Raw genomic sequence first — 21,072 nt, 5'->3', positions numbered from 1 at the left:
GACTTCACAACGGTTAATCGCGATTAGAACGGGATATCGTCGTCAAAGTCCATCGGCGGCTCATTGGAAGGGGCTGCCGGAGCCTGCTGCTGCGGACGAGACTGCGCGCCGCCGCTGAACTGGTTTCCGCCCTGCGGCTGCTGAGGCTGACCCCAACCGCCCTGCTGCTGACCGCCGCCTGCCGGGGCGCCTGCGCCCTGCTGACGACCGCCGAGCATTTGCATCGTGCCGCCAACGTTAACCACAACTTCGGTGGTGTATTTTTCCTGACCGGATTGGTCAGTCCATTTACGCGTACGCAGCTGGCCTTCAATGTAGACCTGAGAACCTTTACGCAGATACTCGCCGGCCACTTCCGCCAGTTTGCCGAACAGCACAACGCGGTGCCATTCGGTCTGCTCTTTCATCTCACCGGTCGCTTTATCACGCCAGGATTCGGAAGTAGCCAGCGTAATGTTGGCAACTGCGCCACCACTCGGCATGTAGCGTACTTCCGGGTCCTGGCCCAGATTACCGACGAGAATCACCTTGTTTACGCCTCTGCTGGCCATGTTTGTGTCTCCTGAATGCGTTTCTTAATAGTGTAAACGCGCGAGTGTACCATTTCCAGGTGCTATGTTGATAGCTGGGAAGTAGGTTCCAGATAACTCTCGCGGTGCGACATTTTTACACATCCCGCCGGAAAATGCATTCCAATACTGTATATTCAAACAGGTTAAATTGTGTCATAATTAGCCGTTTCTGCCGTTTGTCCTTCTAACAAACCAGGCAATCCGCGTATCTACCGGGAAAGGTGAATGGATAAGATCGAAGTTCGGGGCGCCCGCACCCACAATCTCAAAAATATCAACCTCGTCATCCCGCGCGACAAACTCATTGTCGTCACCGGGCTTTCGGGTTCAGGCAAATCCTCATTGGCTTTCGACACGTTGTATGCCGAAGGGCAGCGTCGCTACGTTGAGTCGCTCTCCGCCTACGCGCGGCAGTTCCTGTCGCTGATGGAGAAACCCGATGTCGACCATATTGAAGGGCTGTCGCCGGCGATTTCCATTGAACAGAAATCAACGTCCCACAACCCCCGTTCAACGGTAGGCACCATTACCGAAATTCACGACTACCTGCGCCTGCTGTACGCTCGCGTCGGCGAGCCGCGTTGCCCGGATCACGACGTCCCGCTGGCGGCGCAGACCGTGAGCCAGATGGTCGATAACGTGCTCTCCCAGCCTGAAGGCCAGCGCCTGATGCTGCTGGCGCCAATCATTAAAGAGCGCAAAGGCGAACATAACAAAACCCTGGAAAACCTTGCCGGGCAGGGCTACATCCGCGCGAGGATCGACGGCGAGGTCTGCGATCTCTCCGATCCGCCAAAGCTGGAGCTGCAGAAGAAACACACTATTGAAGTGGTGATTGACCGCTTTAAGGTGCGCGACGATCTCAGCACGCGCCTGGCCGAGTCTTTTGAAACCGCGCTGGAGCTGTCGGGCGGCACCGCCATCGTCGCCAATATGGACGATCCGAAAGCTGAAGAGCTGCTGTTTTCCGCCAACTTCGCCTGCCCGATTTGCGGCTACAGCATGCGCGAACTGGAACCGCGCCTGTTCTCCTTCAACAACCCGGCGGGCGCTTGCCCGACCTGCGACGGCCTCGGCGTGCAGCAGTATTTTGACCCGGAACGCGTGATTCAGAACCCTGAGCTGTCGCTGGCGGGCGGGGCGATTCGCGGCTGGGATCGGCGCAATTTTTACTACTTCCAGATGCTGAAGTCGCTGGCGGAACATTATGAATTCGATGTTGAAGCCCCCTGGGGCACGCTGAATAGCAGCGTACAAAAAGTGGTCCTGTACGGCTCAGGCAAAGAGAATATTGAATTCAAATATATGAACGATCGCGGCGATACCTCGGTGCGCCGCCATCCGTTCGAAGGCGTGCTGCATAACATGGAACGCCGTTATAAAGAGACGGAATCCAGCGCGGTACGTGAAGAGTTAGCGAAATTCATCAGCAACCGTCCCTGCACCAGCTGTGAAGGGACCCGCCTGAAGCGCGAAGCGCGGCACGTGTTCGTGGAAAATACCCCGCTGCCGACCATCTCGGACATGAGCATCGGCCACGCGATGGACTTCTTCAACAACCTGAAGCTCTCCGGCCAGCGTGCGCAAATTGCTGAAAAAGTTCTGAAAGAGATTGGCGATCGCCTGAAGTTCCTCGTCAACGTCGGTCTGAACTACCTGACGCTCTCCCGTTCGGCGGAAACCCTCTCCGGCGGCGAAGCGCAGCGTATCCGCCTCGCCAGCCAGATCGGCGCGGGCCTGGTCGGCGTGATGTACGTACTGGATGAGCCCTCTATCGGCCTGCACCAGCGCGATAACGAACGCCTGCTTGGCACCCTGATCCATCTGCGAAATCTCGGCAACACCGTGATCGTCGTTGAGCACGATGAAGACGCTATTCGCGCCGCCGACCACGTTATCGATATCGGCCCGGGCGCCGGGGTACACGGCGGTCAGGTCGTGGCCGAAGGCAAGCTGGAAGATATTATGGCGGTGCCGGAATCGCTGACCGGCCAGTTCATGAGCGGCAAGCGTAAAATCGAAGTGCCGAAACAGCGCGTGCCCGCCAATCCGGAGAAAGTGCTGAAGCTGTCCGGCGCGCGCGGCAATAACCTGAAAGACGTGACCCTGACGCTGCCGGTAGGCCTCTTCACCTGCATTACCGGCGTTTCCGGGTCGGGTAAATCCACGCTGATCAACGACACGCTGTTCCCGATTGCCCAGCGTCAGCTCAACGGCGCCACTATCGCCGAACCGGCGCCGTACCGCGACGTGCAGGGGCTGGAACATTTCGACAAAGTCATTGATATCGACCAGAGCCCCATCGGTCGTACGCCGCGTTCTAACCCGGCAACCTACACCGGCGTCTTTACGCCGGTCCGTGAACTGTTTGCCGGCGTACCTGAATCGCGTTCGCGCGGCTACACGCCGGGCCGCTTCAGCTTTAACGTGCGCGGCGGTCGCTGTGAAGCCTGCCAGGGTGACGGCGTGATCAAAGTCGAGATGCACTTCCTGCCGGATATCTACGTGCCGTGCGACCAGTGCAAAGGCAAGCGCTATAACCGCGAAACGCTGGAGATAAAGTACAAAGGCAAAACGATTCATGAAGTGCTGGATATGACCATCGAAGAAGCGCGTGAGTTCTTCGATGCGGTACCGGCGCTGGCGCGTAAGCTGCAAACGCTGATGGACGTCGGCCTGACCTATATTCGTCTGGGCCAGTCAGCGACTACCCTCTCCGGCGGCGAAGCACAGCGCGTCAAGCTGGCGCGCGAGCTGTCCAAACGCGGTACCGGGCAAACGCTGTATATCCTTGATGAACCGACCACCGGTCTGCACTTTGCCGATATTCAGCAGCTGCTGGAAGTTCTGCACCAGCTGCGCGACCAGGGCAATACCATCGTGGTGATTGAACACAACCTGGACGTCATCAAGACGGCTGACTGGATCGTTGACCTTGGGCCGGAGGGCGGAAGCGGCGGCGGGGAGATCCTCGTTTCCGGTACCCCGGAAACGGTCGCCGAGTGCGAGGCCTCCTATACGGCTCGCTTCCTCAAGCCCATGCTGAAGTAATCTCATCTGCCTCTTCCCGTCCCGGGAAGAGGCATCATTTCCTCTCATTTTTTCCCGCTGATATTTTGTGATTTGCGGCCGGACGGCATCTGTTATCAGATAGCACCACAGCCATAAATTGCAGGATGCATCATGTATTTACAGCCTGGAGTTTATCGCCTGCCCCTCGCCGCGGCGCTGTTTTTGATGACCGCCTGCAGTTGGGTTGATAGCTACAGCAGCACGGCATATCAGCAGCTGCTGGTGCTGGTGCTGGAAGAACTTATCTGCAGTTCATCAGCGATGCAGCGGCCGCGCCGGTCGACCGACAATGACTCAGGCAAGAAGATCGCCAGATTCGTCAGCAAGTTAGCCTGGCGTTAAGCGATAGCGATGCGCTATGACAGAATAATCTACGCGTGCAGGAGAAAACGCGCGGCTGGTTAACCCATGACGACCTGGCTCTGCTTCTGCAAGGGCAGCGCGATATTGCCCGCATTCGCGCCAACAACGCGCATATCGCCATGCAGACGCATCTTCAGTCGACGCTGCTTCGTCTGATCGATATGGCGCTGCTGGGTTGAATATCGCTTTATGACAACAGCTTACGCTTGTTCTCAGTAAGAGAATCAAGCGCCTGCTGATATGACGCATCCACCAGATAGTAAATTTGTGAATCAGGCAAGGAGCCATCAAGAAACACCGTGCTCCAGTGGGCTTTATTGAGATGTTTGCTGGGGCGCACATCGCGATGCTGCTGCCTCAGCAGCTCTGCGAGCTCGGGGCTGGTTTTTAACGAGACCGCGGGCCGGTTGTCCTCCACCTCTTTTATCATCGCAAACAGTACGTCAGCCGCTTTGATTTGCGTCGCTTTCCAGTCGCTATGTACGCTTTGTTCCGCGCCCGGCTTAGCCATGCAGTACTGCAATAAATCCGAAATTGTCATTTTTATTCCCCCATCAGCGTCGCGATGATATGGCGCGATCCGCCATGAATACGATGCTCCCCGAGCCAGATACCCTGCCAGGTCCCCAGCCTGACGCGCCCATCCCGAACGGGCAGCATCAGCGATACGCCCAACATCGACGACTTAATGTGCGAAGGCATATCATCAGGACCTTCATAATCGTGTTCATACGGCGCGTTATCCGGTACGGCAGTAAGAAAATGCTGCTCCATATCGTAACGGACGGTCGGATCGCAGTTTTCATTAAGCGTCAGGGAAGCAGATGTATGCTGGAGCAGCAAATGCAGCAGGCCCGTTTTCACCCGCGACAGTTCACGGATTTGACCGAGAATTTCATCAGTGACCAGATGGAAGCCCCGTGATTTTGGGCCTAACGTCAGGGTTTGCTGATGCCACATAGGCGACTCCTTCTACTAATGAACCTTCCTAAGTGTGCAGCAATAAGCGAAAAGGTAAAACCTTTGGCACGCTATTTTGCACAAAAAAACGGCAGCTCGCTGGCTGCCGTTTTAGCAATTCATAATTAAGCCGTCGTCAGCTTAATATTCTGAATTCACAATCACCTCTTCTCCCTGAGCGCCCGCCATCGGCAGCGGCTTATAGGAAGAGTTGGATGCCCGCAGGACGCGGATCCCGCGTGCGCCAACCTCACGGGCGGCAGAAATATCGTTATCCGAATCGCCGTAGAAGACTTTAATGCCCTTCTCCTGCAGCCACTGCGTTTTGGTGTTCTGACCAGGCTTATCGCCGGCAAAAATAACCGGATTCATGTTCGCTGCCGGGATGAGAAAATCGTCTTGCAGGGTTTTTGATACCGTTTCGGTTTTGGTCTGGCTGCGTCCGGTGACAAAATAGATGCTATCGCCGCGCTTCACATGCATCGCAATCAGCTGGCGCGCCACCTCTTTCGGCATGCTGAATTCATCCCAGCCGTTGTTCATTTTTTCCCAGAACTGCGGATTTTTCAGGTAGTCATCGCTGCCGGGTGAATAGGTTTTCTGCCCGCGCCAGAAGCCCGGACTGGAGAACAGGACGGTATCATCAATATCAAAGCCGACCGCCATCGGTTGGCGTCCCAGCAGGCTATTTTCAATCTGAGCCACGGAAACCCAATGTATTGGCGCCTGTTCGGCGAGTTTCGCCATATTGGTGCCCGTCCACAGCGGCTGCGGTGTGGAGGCGCGAGCAACGACAGAGCTATTTAGCGTGAACAGTAAGCAGATGGCCCCAAAGGCCAGGGTGATCTTGCGCATATTTTTCCCTAAATAATCGAATCGTTATAGTTTTCAATAATGTGTACGCTTATTAATGCACCAAGACCTTACCCCCCGCTGAGGCGGATAGGAAGGTTTTTCTGCTCAGATGTCATATAAAAAGAGAATGATCACACTTCAGGGAGGGAATTACCCTCACCAAAATATTGGCGAGGGTAAAAGCGGTCAGTAAGGATTTATATTACCGCGGCAAAGGCCTGCGCCACGCGCTGTACGTTGCGTGAATTCAGCCCCGCGACGCACATGCGGCCGCTGGCAATCAGGTAGACGCCAAACTCATCGCGCAGGCGGTCGACCTGGGCCGGGCTGAACCCGGTATAGCTAAACATTCCGCGCTGCTTCAGAAGATAGTCAAAATTACCGCCCGGCACCGTCTCTTTAAGCACATTAACCAGCTCCTGACGCATGGCCAGAATACGGGTACGCATCCCTTCCACTTCCGCCAGCCATGAGGCTTTCAGCTCGCTGTCGCTCAGCACCGCAGCAACCACCTGCGCGCCAAAGTTCGGTGGGCTGGAGTAGTTGCGACGTACGGTCGCTTTTAATTGCCCCAGCACGCGAATCGCGGTTTCAGCGTCTTCACAGACGATCGACAGCCCGCCAACGCGCTCACCGTACAGGGAGAAGATTTTTGAGAACGAGTTGCTGACCAGCATTGGCATACCGGCGTTCGCAATGGCGCGAATAGCGTAAGCATCCTCTTCCATTCCGGCGCCAAAGCCCTGATAGGCGATATCGAGGAAAGGAATCAAATTACGCGCTTTCAGTACCTCAACCACCTGATCCCACTGGGCGTTGCTGAGATCGGCTCCCGTTGGGTTATGGCAGCACGGATGCAGCAGCACGATATCGCGCTCCGCTAGCGAATTGAGTTTTTCCAGGAACGCCGCGAAACGCACGCCATTGGTCTTCTCATCAAACCAAGGGTAAGTACTTACTTCGAATCCTGCCCCTTCAAATATAGCGATGTGGTTTTCCCACGTCGGGTCGCTCACCCATACGCGCGAGCCCGGGAAGTAGCGTTTCAGGAAATCAGCGCCCACCTTCAGGGCGCCGGAACCGCCCAGCGTTTGAATGGAGGCCACGCGATTTTGCGCCAGCACCTGATGATCGGCGCCGAACAGCAGCGGCGCGATAGCGTGACGATAGGTGTTCAGCCCTTCCATCGGTAAATAGACCGAGGCGCCGTGCGGCTGGGCATTGAGGCGCGCCTCCGCTGCGGCAACCGACTGCAGCTGCGGAATAATCCCGTCCTCGTTGTAATAAAGACCGATGCTGAGATTTACTTTGTCACTACGCGGATCGTCTTTGAAACGCTCCATCAGGGAGAGAATGGGGTCGCCAGCGTAGGCGTCAACTTTCTGAAACACGGGATGTTTCTCCAGGTTTACATGGGCTCGTCATAACACAATAAACCGGATGTGAAAGAAGGTCGAGAGGATGTTGGCGTATGGCTGGGTTTGATCGCCCATCCCGGATGGCGGCTTAAAACGCCTTATCCTGGCTACCGGCCCGCAGCCGGTAGCGAACCCGTAGCCCCGGTAAGGCGTCAGCCGTCACCGGGAGAAAGAGCGCTGGCTGAAATCAATCCACGTACTTCATTGATACCCGCGAAGTCAGGCGGGTAATAAGTTCGTAAGCACTTACTTTTGTGATTGCGGCAATACGCTCGACGGGCAGGCCTTCGCCCCACAGCACGACCGGGTCGCCCGATTTATCCTGCGCTTCGGGCCCGAGATCGACGCAAATCATATCCATCGCCACGCGTCCGACAATCGGCACTTCGCGGCCATTGACCAGCACCGGAGTTCCGGACGGCGCGGCGCGCGGATAACCATCGCCGTAGCCCATCGCCACCACCCCTAAACGCGTATCACGCTCGCTGATCCAGGTTCCGCCGTAGCCCACCGGCTCCCCGGCTTTATGCTCGCGCACCGCGATCAGGCTCGAGGTCAGAGACATCACCGGCTGGCAGCCAAAGTCCGCGCCGGTAGAGCCACCGTCGAGCGGCGACACGCCGTAGAGAATGATCCCCGGACGCGCCCAGTCGAAATGCGACTGCGGCCACAGCAATATACCGCCGGATGCGGCGATAGAGCGCAGCCCCGGTTTCCCTTCCGTGAAGGTGGTAAAGATATCCAGCTGACGTTCGGTCGCGCCGCACTCGGGCTCATCCGCACGGGCAAAATGGCTGACCACGTTGACCGGCTGGCGGACGTTTTTACACTGGCTGAGACGCTGATAAAACGCTTCGGCCTGTTCGGGCAGAACGCCTAATCGATGCATCCCGGTATCCAGCTTCATCCATACGGTGACCGGCTCGGGTAAATCTGCCTCCTCCAGCGCCGCCAGCTGTTCCGGGCTGTGTACCGCCGTGTGCAGGCGCTGGGTGGAAATCACCGGCAGGTCGGCGGCCTCAAAGAACCCCTCCAGCAGGAGAATCGGCTGGGCGATACCGCCCGCGCGCAGGCGTAGGGCTTCTTCAAGACGGGCGACGCCAAAAGCATCGGCGTCAGGGAGCGTTCGCGCGGTCTCAAGAAGACCGTGTCCGTAGGCGTTCGCTTTCACCACCGCAACCAGTTTGCTGGCGGGCGCCAGTTCACGCAGACGTTGCAGGTTGTGTCGCAGAGCGCGGCGGTTAATGACTACAGTTGCCGCTTGCATTTGAATTCCTTAATAAAAGAATCTCCTGAATCCTTCGCGTTGCAGGAAGGCGACAAGCCTGAGAATCCCCGGGAGCTTAGTAAACTAAGTGACCGGGGTGAACAGGCGTAGTCAACGCATCTGCGGCATGAAGGATGACGGAGATTTATTCGTCGTCGTATTGTGGCCCAGCATAATTATCAAAACGCGACCACTGACCGTTAAACGTCAGGCGCACCGTCCCGATAGGGCCGTTACGCTGTTTACCAATAATAATTTCGGCGATGCCTTTTAAATCACTGTTCTCGTGATAAACCTCGTCACGGTAGATAAACATGATTAAGTCGGCGTCCTGCTCAATGGAGCCGGATTCACGCAGGTCGGAGTTCACCGGACGCTTATCCGCACGCTGTTCCAGCGAGCGGTTAAGCTGCGACAGCGCCACCACCGGCACCTGCAGCTCCTTCGCCAGCGCCTTGAGCGAGCGCGAAATTTCGGCGATTTCCAGCGTACGGTTATCGGAGAGCGACGGCACGCGCATCAGCTGCAAGTAGTCGATCATGATAAGCCCGATCCCCCCGTGCTCGCGGGCAATACGCCGCGCACGGGAGCGCACTTCCGTCGGCGTCAGGCCGGAGGAGTCATCGATATAAATATTGCGCTTTTCCAGGAGGATCCCCATGGTGCCGGAAATACGCGCCCAGTCTTCGTCATCCAGCTGGCCGGTACGAATGCGGGTCTGGTCAACGCGCGACAGCGAGGCCAGAGAACGCATCATAATCTGCTCCGAGGGCATCTCGAGACTGAAGATGAGTACCGGCTTATCCTGCAGCATCGCCGCGTTTTCCACGAGGTTCATCGCAAAGGTCGTTTTACCCATCGACGGACGCGCAGCGACGATAATCAGGTCTGACGGCTGAAGACCGGCGGTCTTTTTATTGAGATCGTCATAGCCGGTATTCACCCCGGTGACGCCGTCATGCGGCTGCTGGAACAGCTGCTCAATACGCGCCACGGTGGCGTCCAGCACCTCGGCGATATTCTTCGGCCCTTCGTCTTTATTCGCGCGGCTTTCGGCAATTTTAAACACCCGGGATTCGGCGAGGTCGAGCAGATCTTCGCTGGTGCGGCCCTGGGGGTCGAAACCGGCTTCGGCGATTTCATTCGCCACGGAGATCATTTCGCGTACGACCGCGCGTTCACGAACGATATCGGCATAGGCGCTGATATTCGCCGCGCTTGGCGTATTTTTCGATAGTTCGGCCAGATAGGCGAAGCCGCCGACGCTGTCCAGCTGACCCTGACGCTCCAGCGATTCCGCGAGCGTAATCAGGTCAATCGGGCTGCCAGACTCCTGCAGACGCGCCATTTCGGTGAAAATATGGCGATGCGGACGGGTATAAAAATCTTCCGAAACAACGCGCTCGGCAACGTCGTCCCAGCGTTCGTTATCCAGCATTAAACCGCCCAACACCGACTGTTCCGCTTCAATCGAGTGCGGCGGGACCTTCAACCCATCGAGCGGATAGTCTCGCACGCGGGGTTCAGTCTGTGGTTTGTTGAAGGGTTTATTTCCTGCCATAGTGAATGGAGTTACCGAGATAGTGAATGGGTCGAAAGATTACCACATTTATGGGGGAAGCATGGCAACACGAATTGAATTTCACCAGCACGGAGGGCCTGAAGTTCTGCAAGCGGTAGAGTTCACGCCGAAAGATCCCGCAGAGCACGAAATTCAGGTAGAGAATAAGGCCATCGGCATCAACTACATTGATACCTATATCCGCAGCGGCCTCTACCCGCCGCCATCATTGCCGAGCGGTCTGGGCACCGAAGCCGCTGGCGTGGTGAGCAAAGTTGGCAGCGGCGTGAAGCATATTAAAGCCGGCGATCGGGTGGTCTACGCGCAATCGGTGCTGGGGGCCTATAGCGCCGTGCACAACGTCCCCGCCGATAAGGCCGCTATTTTGCCGGACGCAATCTCTTTCGAGCAGGCGGCGGCCTCATTCCTGAAAGGGCTCACGGTCTATTACCTGCTGCGTAAAACCTACGAAATCAAAGCGGGCGAGCCGTTCCTGTTTCATGCGGCGGCCGGCGGCGTCGGGCTCATCGCCTGCCAGTGGGCAAAAGCGCTGGGGGCTAAACTGATCGGTACCGTCGGCAGCGCGCAAAAAGCAGAACGCGCTAAACAGGCCGGCGCCTGGCAGATCATTAACTATCGCGAAGAGAATATCGTCGAGCGCCTGAAAGAGATCACCGACGGTAAGAAAGTCCGCGTGGTGTATGATTCCGTCGGTAAAGATACCTGGGAAGCCTCACTTGACTGCCTGCAGCGTCGGGGGCTGATGGTAAGCTTCGGCAACTCTTCCGGCCCGGTGACCGGCGTCAACCTCGGGATCCTCAATCAAAAGGGTTCGCTGTACGTCACCCGCCCTTCTCTGCAGGGCTATATCACCACGCGTGAAGAGCTGACGGAAGCCAGCAACGAGCTGTTCTCGCTGATCGCCAGCGGCGTGATAAAAGTGGATGTCGCGGAGAGTCAAAAATATGCGTTAACCGACGCCAGACGCGCGCATGAGGTGCTGGAAAGCCGGGCGACGCAGGGTTCGAGCTTGCTCTTGCCGTAATGGCCGGAGCACAAAAGTTTAGGGCTTCCACATGGGAAGCCCTTACTTTTTTTTGTTCGGCTGTATGTAGGGTACAGCGCGATGAATTCGTTAACGCGCTAATAGTGACAGATTTAATAAGCAAAGCCTACGCTGTTTTATGCAAAAATCTTCAGGTTGTGACATACCGCTCAATACCTTAGTAACGCCAGCGGTTATTACCGCGATAGCGGTTCGCGGCTGGCGATTTTATCGCCCGAATCACCCAAACCACGACAATGGCCAGCAGCAGCCACGGCAGCAGTTTAATCATTAACGCAAACAGACCGCCGACGAACATCAGCGCGGTCGCGACCACAATCGCGGCAATAATGCCCAGCAGCGACACGCCGGTGACCAACAGCATGACAAAAAAGCCAATTACAAATAAGAGTTCCAGCATCGTCTTTCCCCTAAAGAAATTTTATCTACCTTGCCGGATATTACAAAAATCGTGCCAAATATAACTTATTGAATAAAAACAAAAACGCCCAACACGATACGTGCAGGGCGTGGTGAATTTGACCAGGTTTTAGCGAAAAACTAACGCTTATCGGCAACCAGCTTCAGCGCCTGTTCCAGCACGTTGATATCCGCCCCGGCTTTATGCGCATTTTCGCTCAGATAGCGACGCCACTGGCGCGCGCCGGGGATCCCCTGAAACAGCCCCAGCATATGGCGTGTCACATGTCCCAGATAAGTCCCGTTGCTAAGCTCGCGCTCGATGTAGGGATACATCGCCCGGACCACGGAGACCGGATCGGCATCAACGCCGTCCACGCCGAAAATTTCCCGATCCACCGCGGCCAGAATGCCCGGATTCTGATAAGCCTCACGACCGACCATCACGCCGTCCATATGCTCAAGATGCAGCTTTGCCTCTTCCAGCGACTTAATGCCGCCGTTAATCGCCATGGTCAGATGCGGGAAATCACGTTTAAGCTGGTAGACGCGCGGATAATCCAGCGGCGGGATCTCGCGGTTTTCCTTGGGGCTCAGACCTGAAAGCCAGGCTTTGCGCGCGTGGATGATAAACATCTCGCATTCGCCTTTCCCGGATACCGTTTCGATAAAATCACACAGAAACGCGTAGCTGTCCTGGTCATCAATGCCAATACGGGTTTTCACCGTGACCGGGATCGATACGACGTCGCGCATCGCTTTAATGCAGTCGGCAACCAGCTGCGCGTTCCCCATCAGGCAGGCGCCAAACATACCGTTCTGCACGCGATCGGACGGGCAGCCGACGTTCAGGTTAATTTCATCATAGCCGCGCGCCTGCGCCAGCTTCGCGCAGTGCGCCAGCGCAGCCGGATCGCTGCCGCCGAGCTGCAGGGCGACCGGATGCTCTTCTTCGCTGTAGGCCAGATAGTCGCCCTTGCCGTGAATAATCGCACCGGTGGTCACCATTTCGGTATACAGCAGCGTATGGCGCGACAGCTGACGCAGAAAATAACGGCAGTGTCTGTCGGTCCAGTCGAGCATCGGCGCGATGGAAAAACGGTGAGCGGCGAAAGCAGTAGGCGTTGATTCTGACATCATGGCGAATAAATAAGCATCCGGGTAAAAAGGGGCGCTACTATAGCACAAAGATAAACCACTGACGCATAGCGTCAGCGCTCACCTTTTTTATCCCGCCATAAACGCTATATTTTCCGCGGCTTCCCGTCGTGAGGGCCAAAAAACTGCGGCGGATGGTCAACCCAGCGATCCTGACGCGTGGCGGCATAGCCGGGGTTCAGCGGGTAGTAGATGCGATTGAATTTCTTATTTGCCTCACCAACGACTAACAGGCGCACCTCCTGCTCGGTGTTATTGAGGAAGGTGTGGCAAATGCCGGTTCCGGCAGGAAAACCGACGCTATCCCCCGGCTCCAGCTTCCAGAGGTAGCCGTTAATCCACACCTCAGGATAGCCGTCCAGCACGTAGATGAACTCTTCTTCATCGCTTTCCGCATGCGGGTAAGAGGTACGACGCCCGGGCGGCAGACGTTCATGGTGGATCCCCAGACGATTCAGCCGCAGGCCGCGCGCCAGCGGCGCGCCGATGGAGAAAAGCTCAGTACTGTCGGGATAGGTGGAATCATCCGCACCTTCCAGTTCACGCCAGTGTCGTATGCAATCAGGTCGTTTCATCGTTTTCTCCCGAAAATGAGATGCTTCAGGTATAGCATAAGGCGGCAAGATAGCGCGCCCCAGAAGCGTATGACCGGGGCGACCAACGCACATGTCACACGAAGTGTGACGGCTATATCCCGCCGGGTCTCGGCGTTTTACCGGTATCGTGATAAAGTAACAGTTTCAGATTCACGCGACCAGAGGACGCTCATGGATAAGACCACTTCGCAACAAATGTTAGCGCATGCTGAAAAGCTGTGCGCGCAGCGTGGCGTGCGCCTGACCCCGCAGCGCCTCGAAGTATTGCGTTTGATGAGCCTGCAGCAAGGGGCAATCAGCGCCTATGACCTGCTCGATCTCCTTCGTGAAAAAGAACCTCAGGCGAAACCGCCGACGGTATACCGGGCGCTGGAGTTTTTACTGGAGCAAGGGTTCGTACATAAGGTGGAATCCACCAATAGCTACGTGCTGTGTCACCTTTTCGATCAGCCAACCCACAGCTCGGCGATGTTTATCTGCGACCGCTGCGGCGGCGTCAAGGAAGAGTGTGCGGAAGGCGTCGAAGATATTATGCATACGCTGGCGGCAAGAATGGGGTTCGCTCTACGCCACAACGTCATTGAGGCTCACGGCCTGTGCGCCGCCTGCGTTGAAGTGGAAGCCTGCAGTACGCCGGGCCACTGCCACCACGACCATACCATCCAGATCAAAAAGAAAGCCCGCTGAGGCGTTAGCCGCAGCGGGAAACAAGGGTATCGGCACCTCCATGTACCGATCGTGCAAGCAATAACAGTGGGTTAAAACACGGCGTTTTCGCTACCAGCGATAGTCGTTTTTGGTTTCCCAGTCGGTCACTTCTTTCTCTGCCTGGTCTTTGGCGTAACCGTAACGTTCCTGAATTCTGCCCACCAGCTGGTCGCGTTTGCCTTCAATGACGGTCATGTCATCGTCGGTCAGCTTGCCCCATTTTTCTTTCGCTTTACCTTTGAACTGTTTCCAGTTACCGCCGATTTCGTCTTTATTCATCATGCATTCCTCATCGTTCGGTTATCGTTCGGTGAATGAACAGCCCGCTGTGTACCGGACATGACTTAACTATAGATGAGTATTCTGAGTAAGATTTATTATTCGGAATCTTTAACCATCAGATGAACTAAATGCACTATGAAAACCAGGTTCCACGCTGCCAGTGCCGCCGCCAGATAACCGCCAGGGAAGCGCCGCGCAGGGCGAGAAATACCGCCAGCGCCAGCCACAGCCCGTGGTTACCGAGCGCCGGTACGGTTAACAGCGTCAGGGCAAACCCTGCCGCCGCGACCGCCATGCTGTTGCGCATCTCCGCGCCGCGCGTCGCGCCGATAAACATACCGTCCAGCAGGTAACACCAAACGCCGATGACCGGCAGGATCATCTGCCAGACCAGATAGCGATCGGCCAACTGCTGTAGCGAAGGCAGCGAGGTCAGCAACGCGATAATTTGTTCACCGGCAAGGCCGTAAATCAGCGCAAACGCCAGCGCCACCAACCCTGACTGGCGGCAGGCCGCATGCCAGACCGCAAGCAGTTGGCTGTCGTCACGCGCGCCGTAGGCCTGCCCGGAGTGTGCCTCAACGGCATAGGCAAAGCCGTCCAGCGCATAGGCGGTAAAGGTCAGCATCGTCATGAGGACCGCATTGACCGCGACGATATCGGCGCCGAGGCGGGCGCCAAATACCGTCACCGCCCCGAAGCAGAGCTGTAGCAGCAGCGAGCGCAGCATGATGTCGCGATTCAGCGCCAGCAGACGGCGTATATCGCCGCGCCAGGCGTTTTTCAGCATCGACAGGGATACGCCGCGCAGCGCCAGTACGCGCCGCGCCATAAGCAGTCCGATAAAGAAAGTGGCGTATTCTGCCATGACCGTCGCCAGCGCCGCCCCCTGCACGTTCATATGCAGGCCCATCACCAGCCATAAATCGAGCACAATGTTGAGGACGTTGCCGACCACCAGCAGAATCACCGGCGCTCTGGCGTACTGTACGCCCAGCAGCCAACCCAGCAGAACCAGATTCGCCAGCGAGGCCGGCGCGCTTAGCCAGCGAATCTCAAGGAAGCGTCGGGCCTGTTCAAGCACCGCTTCGCTACCGCCGACAATATGCAGCGCCAGGTTTATCAACGGGATCCTGAAAAGCACAATCGCCAGCCCGGCGGCCAGCGCCAGGCCCAGCGGCTGCACCAGCGCGCGCGCCAGCCGCTGCGGATCCCTGGCGCCAAACGCCTGCGCCGTCAGCCCGGTGGTGCTCATACGCAGAAAAAGGAGCAGCATAAAGAGGAAGCTGGTCGCCGTTGCGCCAACCGCCACGCCGCCCAGATAAATCGGGCTGTCGAGATGACCAATAACGGCGGTATCCACCAGCCCCAGCAGCGGAACGGTGATATTGGAGAAGATCATGGGCAGCGCTAAGCGCCACAGGGCTTTGTCGGCGGCGTTAAAAAGCATGGAGAAAGCGCCTAAATGAGGAAAAACGACGCAGCATCATGCTTCAGATGATGATGCTGCGAGATGAAGAGATTATTGCCAGTTGCCGTTGCGGATAACGCCGACGGCCAGGCCTTCAATAGTAAAGCTTTGTTCGCGAAGGTCGACCACGATCGGCGAGAATTCGCTGTTTTCCGGCAGCAATTCCACGACGTTACCCTGTTTTTTCAGACGCTTCACGGTCACTTCTTCGTCGATACGCGCCACAACCACCTGACCATTGCGCACATCCTGCGTTTTATGGACAGCCAGCAGGTCGCCATCGAGAATACCGATATCCTTCATCGACATACCGCTAACACGCAGCAGAAAATCGGCGTTCGGCTTAAACATGGCCGGGTCCACCTGGTAGTGGCCTTCAATGTGCTGCTGCGCTAGCAGCGGCTCACCTGCCGCGACGCGGCCAATAAGCGGCAGACCGGTTTCTTCTTCCGTCAGCAGACGAATACCGCGGGAGGCGCCGGAAACGATCTCGATTGCGCCTTTACGCGCCAGCGCTTTCAGATGCTCTTCCGCCGCGTTTGGGGAGCGAAACCCCAAGCGCTGAGCAATCTCCGCACGCGTCGGCGGCATGCCCGTCTGGCTGATATGATCCCGAATGAGATCAAACACCTCTTGCTGCCTGGTCGTTAACGCTTTCATTCCGCCCCCTGGGTGTATATACAGTTATGCTGTGAGTATATACAGCTAACGGTGATTTTGGAACCACATTTCACACAAAAATCAGGAGTTTCTTTCCGTTTTGCGAGCAGCTACGACAAGACTTAGCGGTAGTTCGCCCACAGCAGCGTTCCCCACGCGATCAGCGCGATGATAATCGCCAGCAGTACCGCCGCCGATCCCATATCTTTCGCTCGCCCCGAAAGCTCATGATGCTCGGGACCGATACGGTCAACCACCGCCTCAATCGCGCTATTGATAATTTCAACTATCATCACTAACAGGACCGAGCTAATGAGCAGCACCCGCGTGATGGCATCGACGTCCAACCAGCAGGCGATCGCCACGGCAATAATGGCCGCGATGCCTTCCTGACGAAATGCGGCCTCATTGACCCACGCCGCACGGAATCCTTTCCAGGAATACCCGGCCGCTTTAATAATTCGGGTTAACCCAGTGGTATTATTGGCCATCAAACAAACCTTTTTATGTAAATGACGTCAATGAGTGTACGCGTTTGCCGCGTTACAACGGAAATTTTGCGCACTTTCTGTTATTCTTGCGGCGCATTTGCATGATTAACCAGAGGCTTCACATCGTCTATGTCTGGCTGGCAACGAATTTACTATAAATTACTGAATTTACCATTAAGGGCGCTGGTAAAAAGCAAGTCGATTCCGGCGCAACCTGCGCAGGAATTAGGCCTGGATACCTCGCGTCCCATTATGTACGTCCTGCCCTACAATTCGAAGGCGGACCTGCTGACGCTGCGCGCGCAATGTCTGGAACATGAGTTACCGGACCCGCTGGAGCCGCTCGAGATCGACGGCGCCCTGCTTCCGCGCTACGTATTTATCCACGGCGGGCCGCGCGTGTTCACCTATTACACGCCGAAAGAAGAGTCTATCAAGCTCTTTCACGACTATCTGGATTTACACCGCAATCATCCCGATCTTGACGTGCAGATGGTGCCGGTTTCGGTGATGTTCGGTCGCGCGCCGGGGCGTGAAAAAGGCGAGGTTAACCCGCCGCTGCGTATGCTCAACGGCATTCAAAAATTCTTCGCCGTTCTGTGGCTGGGCCGCGATAGCTTCGTCCGTTTCTCGCCTTCGGTCTCGCTGCGCAAGATGGCGGACGAGCACGGTACCGATAAAACTATCGCTCAGAAGCTGGCCCGCGTGGCGCGCATGCACTTCGCCCGCCAGCGCCTGGCGGCGGTTGGCCCGCGCCTGCCTGCGCGCCAGGATCTGTTTAATAAACTGCTGGCATCAAAAGCCATTGCCCGCGCGGTAGAAGACGAAGCGCGCAGCAAGAAAATTTCCCATGAGAAGGCTCAGCAAAACGCTATCGCCCTGATGGAAGAGATCGCCGCGAACTTCTCCTATGAGATGATTCGCTTGACCGACCGCGTGCTGGGCTTTACCTGGAACCGGCTGTATCAGGGTATCAACGTCCATAACGCCGAGCGTGTCCGCCAGCTGGCGCACGAAGGCCACGAGATAGTCTACGTCCCGTGCCACCGCAGCCATATGGACTATCTGCTGCTCTCTTACGTCATTTATCATCAGGGCCTGGTGCCGCCGCATATCGCTGCCGGCATCAACCTGAACTTCTGGCCCGCCGGGCCGATTTTCCGTCGCGGCGGCGCGTTCTTTATTCGCCGCACGTTCAAGGGCAATAAGCTCTACTCAACCGTATTCCGCGAATATCTTGGCGAGCTGTTTAGCCGCGGCTATTCGGTGGAGTACTTCGTTGAGGGCGGTCGTTCACGTACCGGTCGTCTGCTGGATCCGAAAACCGGCACCCTGTCGATGACCATCCAGGCGATGCTGCGCGGCGGTAACCGCCCTATCACCCTGGTGCCGATTTACATCGGCTACGAGCACGTGATGGAGGTCGGCACCTACGCCAAAGAGCTGCGCGGCGCGACGAAAGAGAAAGAGAGTCTGCCGCAGATGCTGCGCGGCTTGAGCAAGCTGCGCAATCTCGGCCAGGGCTACGTTAACTTCGGCGAACCGCTGCCGCTGATGGCCTATCTGAACCAGCACGTGCCGGACTGGCGCGAATCTATCGACCCTATCGAAGCGGTCCGTCCTTCCTGGCTGACGCCGACGGTGAATAACATCGCCTCGGATCTGATGGTACGCATCAATAATGCCGGCGCGGCAAACGCCATGAACCTGTGCTGTACCGCGCTGCTGGCGTCGCGTCAGCGTTCGCTGACCCGCGAGCAGCTCACCGAGCAGTTGGAGTGCTATCTCGCCCTGCTGCGCAACGTGCCATATTCAGCGGATGCGACCACGCCTGCGGCCTCAGCCAGCGAGCTTATCGACCACGCGCTGCAGATGAACAAGTTCGAAGTCGAGAAAGATACGATTGGCGATATCATCATTCTGCCGCGCGAGCAGGCCGTCCTGATGACCTATTACCGCAACAACATCGCCCATATGCTGGTGATGCCGTCGCTGTTAGCCGCCATCGTCACTCAGCATCGTCGTATTACCCGCGCCGAAATTCTGCGTCACGTCGAGATGTTCTATCCGTTCCTCAAGGCCGAGCTGTTCCTGCGTTGGGAAAAAGCGGAGCTGGCGGGCGTCGTCGATGCGCTGATCGCCGAGATGCAGCGTCAGGGTCTGATCGCCCTGAACGACGATGAGGTGAGCGTTAATCCGTCTCACGCCCGTTCTCTGCAGCTGCTGGCCGCAGGCGCGCGCGAAACGCTGCAGCGCTACGCCATCACCTTCTGGCTGCTGAGCGCCAACCCGTCAATCAACCGCAGTTCGCTGGAGAAAGAGAGCCGCACCGTGGCGCAGCGCCTGTCCGTTCTGCACGGCATCAATGCGCCGGAGTTCTTCGATAAAGCGGTGTTCAGCACGCTGGTGCTGACCCTGCGCGACGAAGGCTATATCAGCGATACCGGCGACGCCGAGCCGGAAGAGACGTTGAAGATCTACCGCATGCTGGCGGATCTGATTACTTCTGATGTGCGGTTAACGATTGAAAGCGTTACCCAGGATGAAGCGTAACGTTTAACAAGATATCCCGGCCTGCGCCGGGCTACCGGACCATGCGGTTTTGTAGCCCGGCTTTGGCGTTTACGCCGCAAGCCGGGAAACCCACAGCGCTACTGCATATATCCCATCGCCAGGCCAAGAAACAGCACCAGCCCAACGTAGTTATTGTTCATAAACGCCTTAAAGCAGGCATCGCGTTCGCGTTTAAATATTAGCTTCTGCTGCCAGGCGAACAGCGCCGCGGCGATAAACAACGACCAGTAATACTCCCAGCCCAGCCCGCTCAGCCAGCCCACCGCGGCCATCAGGCCCAGTACCGCCACCTGTAAGATACCAATGATTAAGCGATCGTTGTCGCCAAACAGGATCGCCGTCGATTTGATACCGATTTTGACGTCATCATCGCGATCGACCATCGCATACTGGGTGTCGTAGGCCACCGCCCACAGGATATTGGCGAGGAACATCAGCCAGCAGCTCAGCGGCAGCGACTCGCTCACCGCCGAAAACGCCATCGGGATCGACCAGCCGAACGCCGCGCCCAGTACGACCTGCGGCAGGTGGGTGTAGCGTTTCATAAACGGATACACCCACGCCAGGGCCAGCGCCGCTATCGACAGCAGAATGGTCATGGTGTTCAGGGTCAACACCAGCAGGAATGAAAGCAGCACCAGCACGACAAACAGCGTTCGCGCCTCTTTTTCGCTCACATCGCCGCTCGGCAGCGGGCGGCGGGCCGTACGTTTGACGTGACCGTCAAACTTGCGATCGGCATAGTCGTTGACCACGCAGCCTGCGGCGCGCATCAGCCAGACGCCGGCGACGAAAACGGCGAGGATCCATAGCGGCGGTATCCCCGGCGTCGCCACCCATAGCGCCCACAGCGTCGGCCACAGCAGCAGCAGCGCGCCGATCGGTTTGTCAGTACGCATCAGGCGATGAAACGCCAGCAGCTTGTTCTGCGTCAGACTCCACTCCATTTCATTTTCCTCTCAATACAACGGCGATGCAGGCAAAAACAGTTCCGTCAGCAGCAGCGGTTTGCCGCTCAACCGGAGGCGGGAACGGCGCCCCCACAGCTCTGCATGACGACCAATTTCAATAAAATCGCGGGTTAGCGTCGATGACGTGAAGAGATAGCGGCCCAACGGCGTTTGTCCCAGCTGTTGTAGCGCCAGTTCAGGGCCGCTCAGCGTTGATTCCGGCACGATGGTGCGACCGGCCAGCCAGGGTTCACCGTTGGCGCAAAGAATGATTTCCCGCAGCCAGTAGCGGGGTTCGCTCGGTAACAGGGACTCCTCACCGGCCAGCGCCTCGCATCCAACAAAGCCTTCGTTAACCATGATGACGCTGACTTTCTTCCCCTGCTGCTCAAAGCGTTTGGTCATTGAGTCTTCCAGCAATAGCCAGTCGCGCAGATGCGCATCCAGCGGGGGTATCTCGGCAAAATAACGCAGCGCACGCAGTTGCGTAAGCGCGGAATGTGGCATGCCTGAATCTCCGGTACATAACGTAAAGGTATTGTATCGCAGAATGGAGGATGGGGGGCGGGCAAACGTCAATATACGATCATCCGCGCAACAGCCGTGCAACAGAGGCCGCCGCGCGCTAAAAAAAAGTGCGCCCGAACGG

22 protein-coding genes are annotated in these 21,072 nt (G+C 57.0%); 6 read left to right on the top strand and 16 right to left on the bottom strand.

All coding sequences use genetic code 11. From position 1 onward, the window contains the following. Positions 1 to 23: 23 nt before the first annotated feature. On the bottom strand, positions 24 to 551 hold the full coding sequence (gene ssb1 / locus KOSB73_RS02970) for a single-stranded DNA-binding protein SSB1 (protein WP_004097799.1): 528 nt from the start codon (positions 549 to 551) through the stop codon (positions 24 to 26). Between the two features lie 246 nt (positions 552 to 797). Between ssb1 and uvrA the strand changes: the two genes are divergently transcribed. The 3 genes from uvrA (at position 798) to KOSB73_RS30770 (ending at position 4,186) form a co-directional block, all read left to right on the top strand. Beyond that, positions 798 to 3,623 (top strand): excinuclease ABC subunit UvrA, encoded by a 2,826-nt coding sequence (uvrA, locus tag KOSB73_RS02960; protein ID WP_004097797.1) that lies wholly within the window; start codon positions 798 to 800, stop codon positions 3,621 to 3,623. 132 nt (positions 3,624 to 3,755) lie between these two features. Continuing rightward, positions 3,756 to 3,986: a hypothetical protein gene (locus tag KOSB73_RS02955; RefSeq protein ID WP_065365704.1), complete on the top strand. Its 231-nt coding sequence runs from the start codon at positions 3,756 to 3,758 to the stop codon at positions 3,984 to 3,986. 35 nt (positions 3,987 to 4,021) lie between these two features. Beyond that, positions 4,022 to 4,186 (top strand): hypothetical protein, encoded by a 165-nt coding sequence (locus KOSB73_RS30770; protein ID WP_004137542.1) that lies wholly within the window; start codon positions 4,022 to 4,024, stop codon positions 4,184 to 4,186. A gap of 8 nt (positions 4,187 to 4,194) precedes the next feature. On the opposite strand, the gene KOSB73_RS02945 is transcribed toward KOSB73_RS30770, so the two are convergent. The 6 genes from KOSB73_RS02945 to dnaB form a co-directional block, all read right to left on the bottom strand. Beyond that, positions 4,195 to 4,548, bottom strand: coding sequence for an MmcQ/YjbR family DNA-binding protein (locus tag KOSB73_RS02945; protein WP_004127822.1), 354 nt, complete (start codon positions 4,546 to 4,548; stop codon positions 4,195 to 4,197). 2 nt (positions 4,549 to 4,550) lie between these two features. Further along, positions 4,551 to 4,967, bottom strand: a complete 417-nt coding sequence (locus KOSB73_RS02940) for a secondary thiamine-phosphate synthase enzyme YjbQ (RefSeq protein ID WP_024360189.1) — start codon at positions 4,965 to 4,967, stop codon at positions 4,551 to 4,553. Positions 4,968 to 5,108: 141 nt separating this feature from the next. After that, entirely contained in the window at positions 5,109 to 5,822 is a 714-nt protein-coding gene (gene aphA / locus KOSB73_RS02935) for an acid phosphatase AphA (protein ID WP_004137547.1), read from the bottom strand. A gap of 197 nt (positions 5,823 to 6,019) precedes the next feature. Further along, a complete protein-coding gene (tyrB, locus tag KOSB73_RS02930) occupies positions 6,020 to 7,213 on the bottom strand; it encodes an aromatic amino acid transaminase (protein ID WP_064411557.1) in 1,194 nt (397 codons plus the stop codon). A gap of 214 nt (positions 7,214 to 7,427) precedes the next feature. Beyond that, positions 7,428 to 8,507 carry an alanine racemase gene (gene alr, locus KOSB73_RS02925; protein WP_004137549.1) on the bottom strand — a complete coding sequence of 360 codons (1,080 nt, stop codon included), beginning with the start codon at positions 8,505 to 8,507 and terminating at the stop codon, positions 7,428 to 7,430. A gap of 145 nt (positions 8,508 to 8,652) precedes the next feature. Then, the gene (gene dnaB / locus KOSB73_RS02920) at positions 8,653 to 10,068 is read right to left on the bottom strand and encodes a replicative DNA helicase (protein ID WP_024360186.1); all 1,416 of its coding nucleotides are present in this window, start codon (positions 10,066 to 10,068) and stop codon (positions 8,653 to 8,655) included. A gap of 61 nt (positions 10,069 to 10,129) precedes the next feature. On the opposite strand from dnaB, the gene KOSB73_RS02915 reads away from it, so the two are divergent. Then, the gene (locus KOSB73_RS02915; RefSeq protein WP_098140213.1) at positions 10,130 to 11,113 is read left to right on the top strand and encodes a quinone oxidoreductase; all 984 of its coding nucleotides are present in this window, start codon (positions 10,130 to 10,132) and stop codon (positions 11,111 to 11,113) included. A gap of 178 nt (positions 11,114 to 11,291) precedes the next feature. Here the strand turns inward: KOSB73_RS02915 and pspG are convergent, their stop codons facing one another. From pspG to KOSB73_RS02900, 3 genes are all read right to left on the bottom strand, one after another. Further along, positions 11,292 to 11,534 (bottom strand): envelope stress response protein PspG, encoded by a 243-nt coding sequence (gene pspG / locus KOSB73_RS02910; RefSeq protein WP_004137559.1) that lies wholly within the window; start codon positions 11,532 to 11,534, stop codon positions 11,292 to 11,294. 140 nt (positions 11,535 to 11,674) lie between these two features. Next, complete coding sequence (gene dusA, locus KOSB73_RS02905; protein WP_024360184.1) at positions 11,675 to 12,673, bottom strand: tRNA dihydrouridine(20/20a) synthase DusA; 999 nt, start codon at positions 12,671 to 12,673, stop codon at positions 11,675 to 11,677. A 104-nt stretch (positions 12,674 to 12,777) separates the two neighbouring features. Beyond that, on the bottom strand, positions 12,778 to 13,266 hold the full coding sequence (locus tag KOSB73_RS02900) for a cupin domain-containing protein (protein ID WP_004127806.1): 489 nt from the start codon (positions 13,264 to 13,266) through the stop codon (positions 12,778 to 12,780). A 192-nt stretch (positions 13,267 to 13,458) separates the two neighbouring features. Here KOSB73_RS02900 and zur point away from each other — a divergent pair, with 192 nt between their 5' ends. Next, positions 13,459 to 13,974, top strand: coding sequence for a zinc uptake transcriptional repressor Zur (zur, locus tag KOSB73_RS02895; protein ID WP_004137565.1), 516 nt, complete (start codon positions 13,459 to 13,461; stop codon positions 13,972 to 13,974). Between the two features lie 90 nt (positions 13,975 to 14,064). On the opposite strand, the gene KOSB73_RS02890 is transcribed toward zur, so the two are convergent. From KOSB73_RS02890 to KOSB73_RS02875, 4 genes are all read right to left on the bottom strand, one after another. Beyond that, the gene (locus tag KOSB73_RS02890; protein ID WP_004137568.1) at positions 14,065 to 14,274 is read right to left on the bottom strand and encodes a CsbD family protein; all 210 of its coding nucleotides are present in this window, start codon (positions 14,272 to 14,274) and stop codon (positions 14,065 to 14,067) included. 136 nt (positions 14,275 to 14,410) lie between these two features. Then, a complete protein-coding gene (dinF, locus tag KOSB73_RS02885; protein ID WP_024360183.1) occupies positions 14,411 to 15,727 on the bottom strand; it encodes an MATE family efflux transporter DinF in 1,317 nt (438 codons plus the stop codon). A 72-nt stretch (positions 15,728 to 15,799) separates the two neighbouring features. Continuing rightward, positions 15,800 to 16,408: a transcriptional repressor LexA gene (gene lexA, locus KOSB73_RS02880; protein ID WP_004097774.1), complete on the bottom strand. Its 609-nt coding sequence runs from the start codon at positions 16,406 to 16,408 to the stop codon at positions 15,800 to 15,802. A 122-nt stretch (positions 16,409 to 16,530) separates the two neighbouring features. Continuing rightward, positions 16,531 to 16,899 carry a diacylglycerol kinase gene (locus KOSB73_RS02875; protein ID WP_004137572.1) on the bottom strand — a complete coding sequence of 123 codons (369 nt, stop codon included), beginning with the start codon at positions 16,897 to 16,899 and terminating at the stop codon, positions 16,531 to 16,533. Between the two features lie 129 nt (positions 16,900 to 17,028). Here KOSB73_RS02875 and plsB point away from each other — a divergent pair, with 129 nt between their 5' ends. Further along, positions 17,029 to 19,452, top strand: a complete 2,424-nt coding sequence (plsB, locus tag KOSB73_RS02870; RefSeq protein ID WP_004137573.1) for a glycerol-3-phosphate 1-O-acyltransferase PlsB — start codon at positions 17,029 to 17,031, stop codon at positions 19,450 to 19,452. A gap of 98 nt (positions 19,453 to 19,550) precedes the next feature. On the opposite strand, the gene ubiA is transcribed toward plsB, so the two are convergent. Both ubiA and ubiC read right to left on the bottom strand, forming a co-directional pair. Further along, positions 19,551 to 20,420, bottom strand: a complete 870-nt coding sequence (ubiA, locus tag KOSB73_RS02865; RefSeq protein WP_024360182.1) for a 4-hydroxybenzoate octaprenyltransferase — start codon at positions 20,418 to 20,420, stop codon at positions 19,551 to 19,553. A 12-nt stretch (positions 20,421 to 20,432) separates the two neighbouring features. After that, positions 20,433 to 20,930, bottom strand: a complete 498-nt coding sequence (ubiC, locus tag KOSB73_RS02860; RefSeq protein ID WP_004137576.1) for a chorismate lyase — start codon at positions 20,928 to 20,930, stop codon at positions 20,433 to 20,435. Between the last annotated feature and the right edge of the window lie 142 nt (positions 20,931 to 21,072).

Origin of the sequence: Klebsiella grimontii (assembly GCF_900200035.1) — a bacterium.
GTDB classification, from domain to species: domain Bacteria; phylum Pseudomonadota; class Gammaproteobacteria; order Enterobacterales; family Enterobacteriaceae; genus Klebsiella; species Klebsiella grimontii.
The sequence above is the reverse complement of the archived record's forward strand: the minus strand, read 5'-3'. Positions and strand labels throughout refer to the sequence as shown.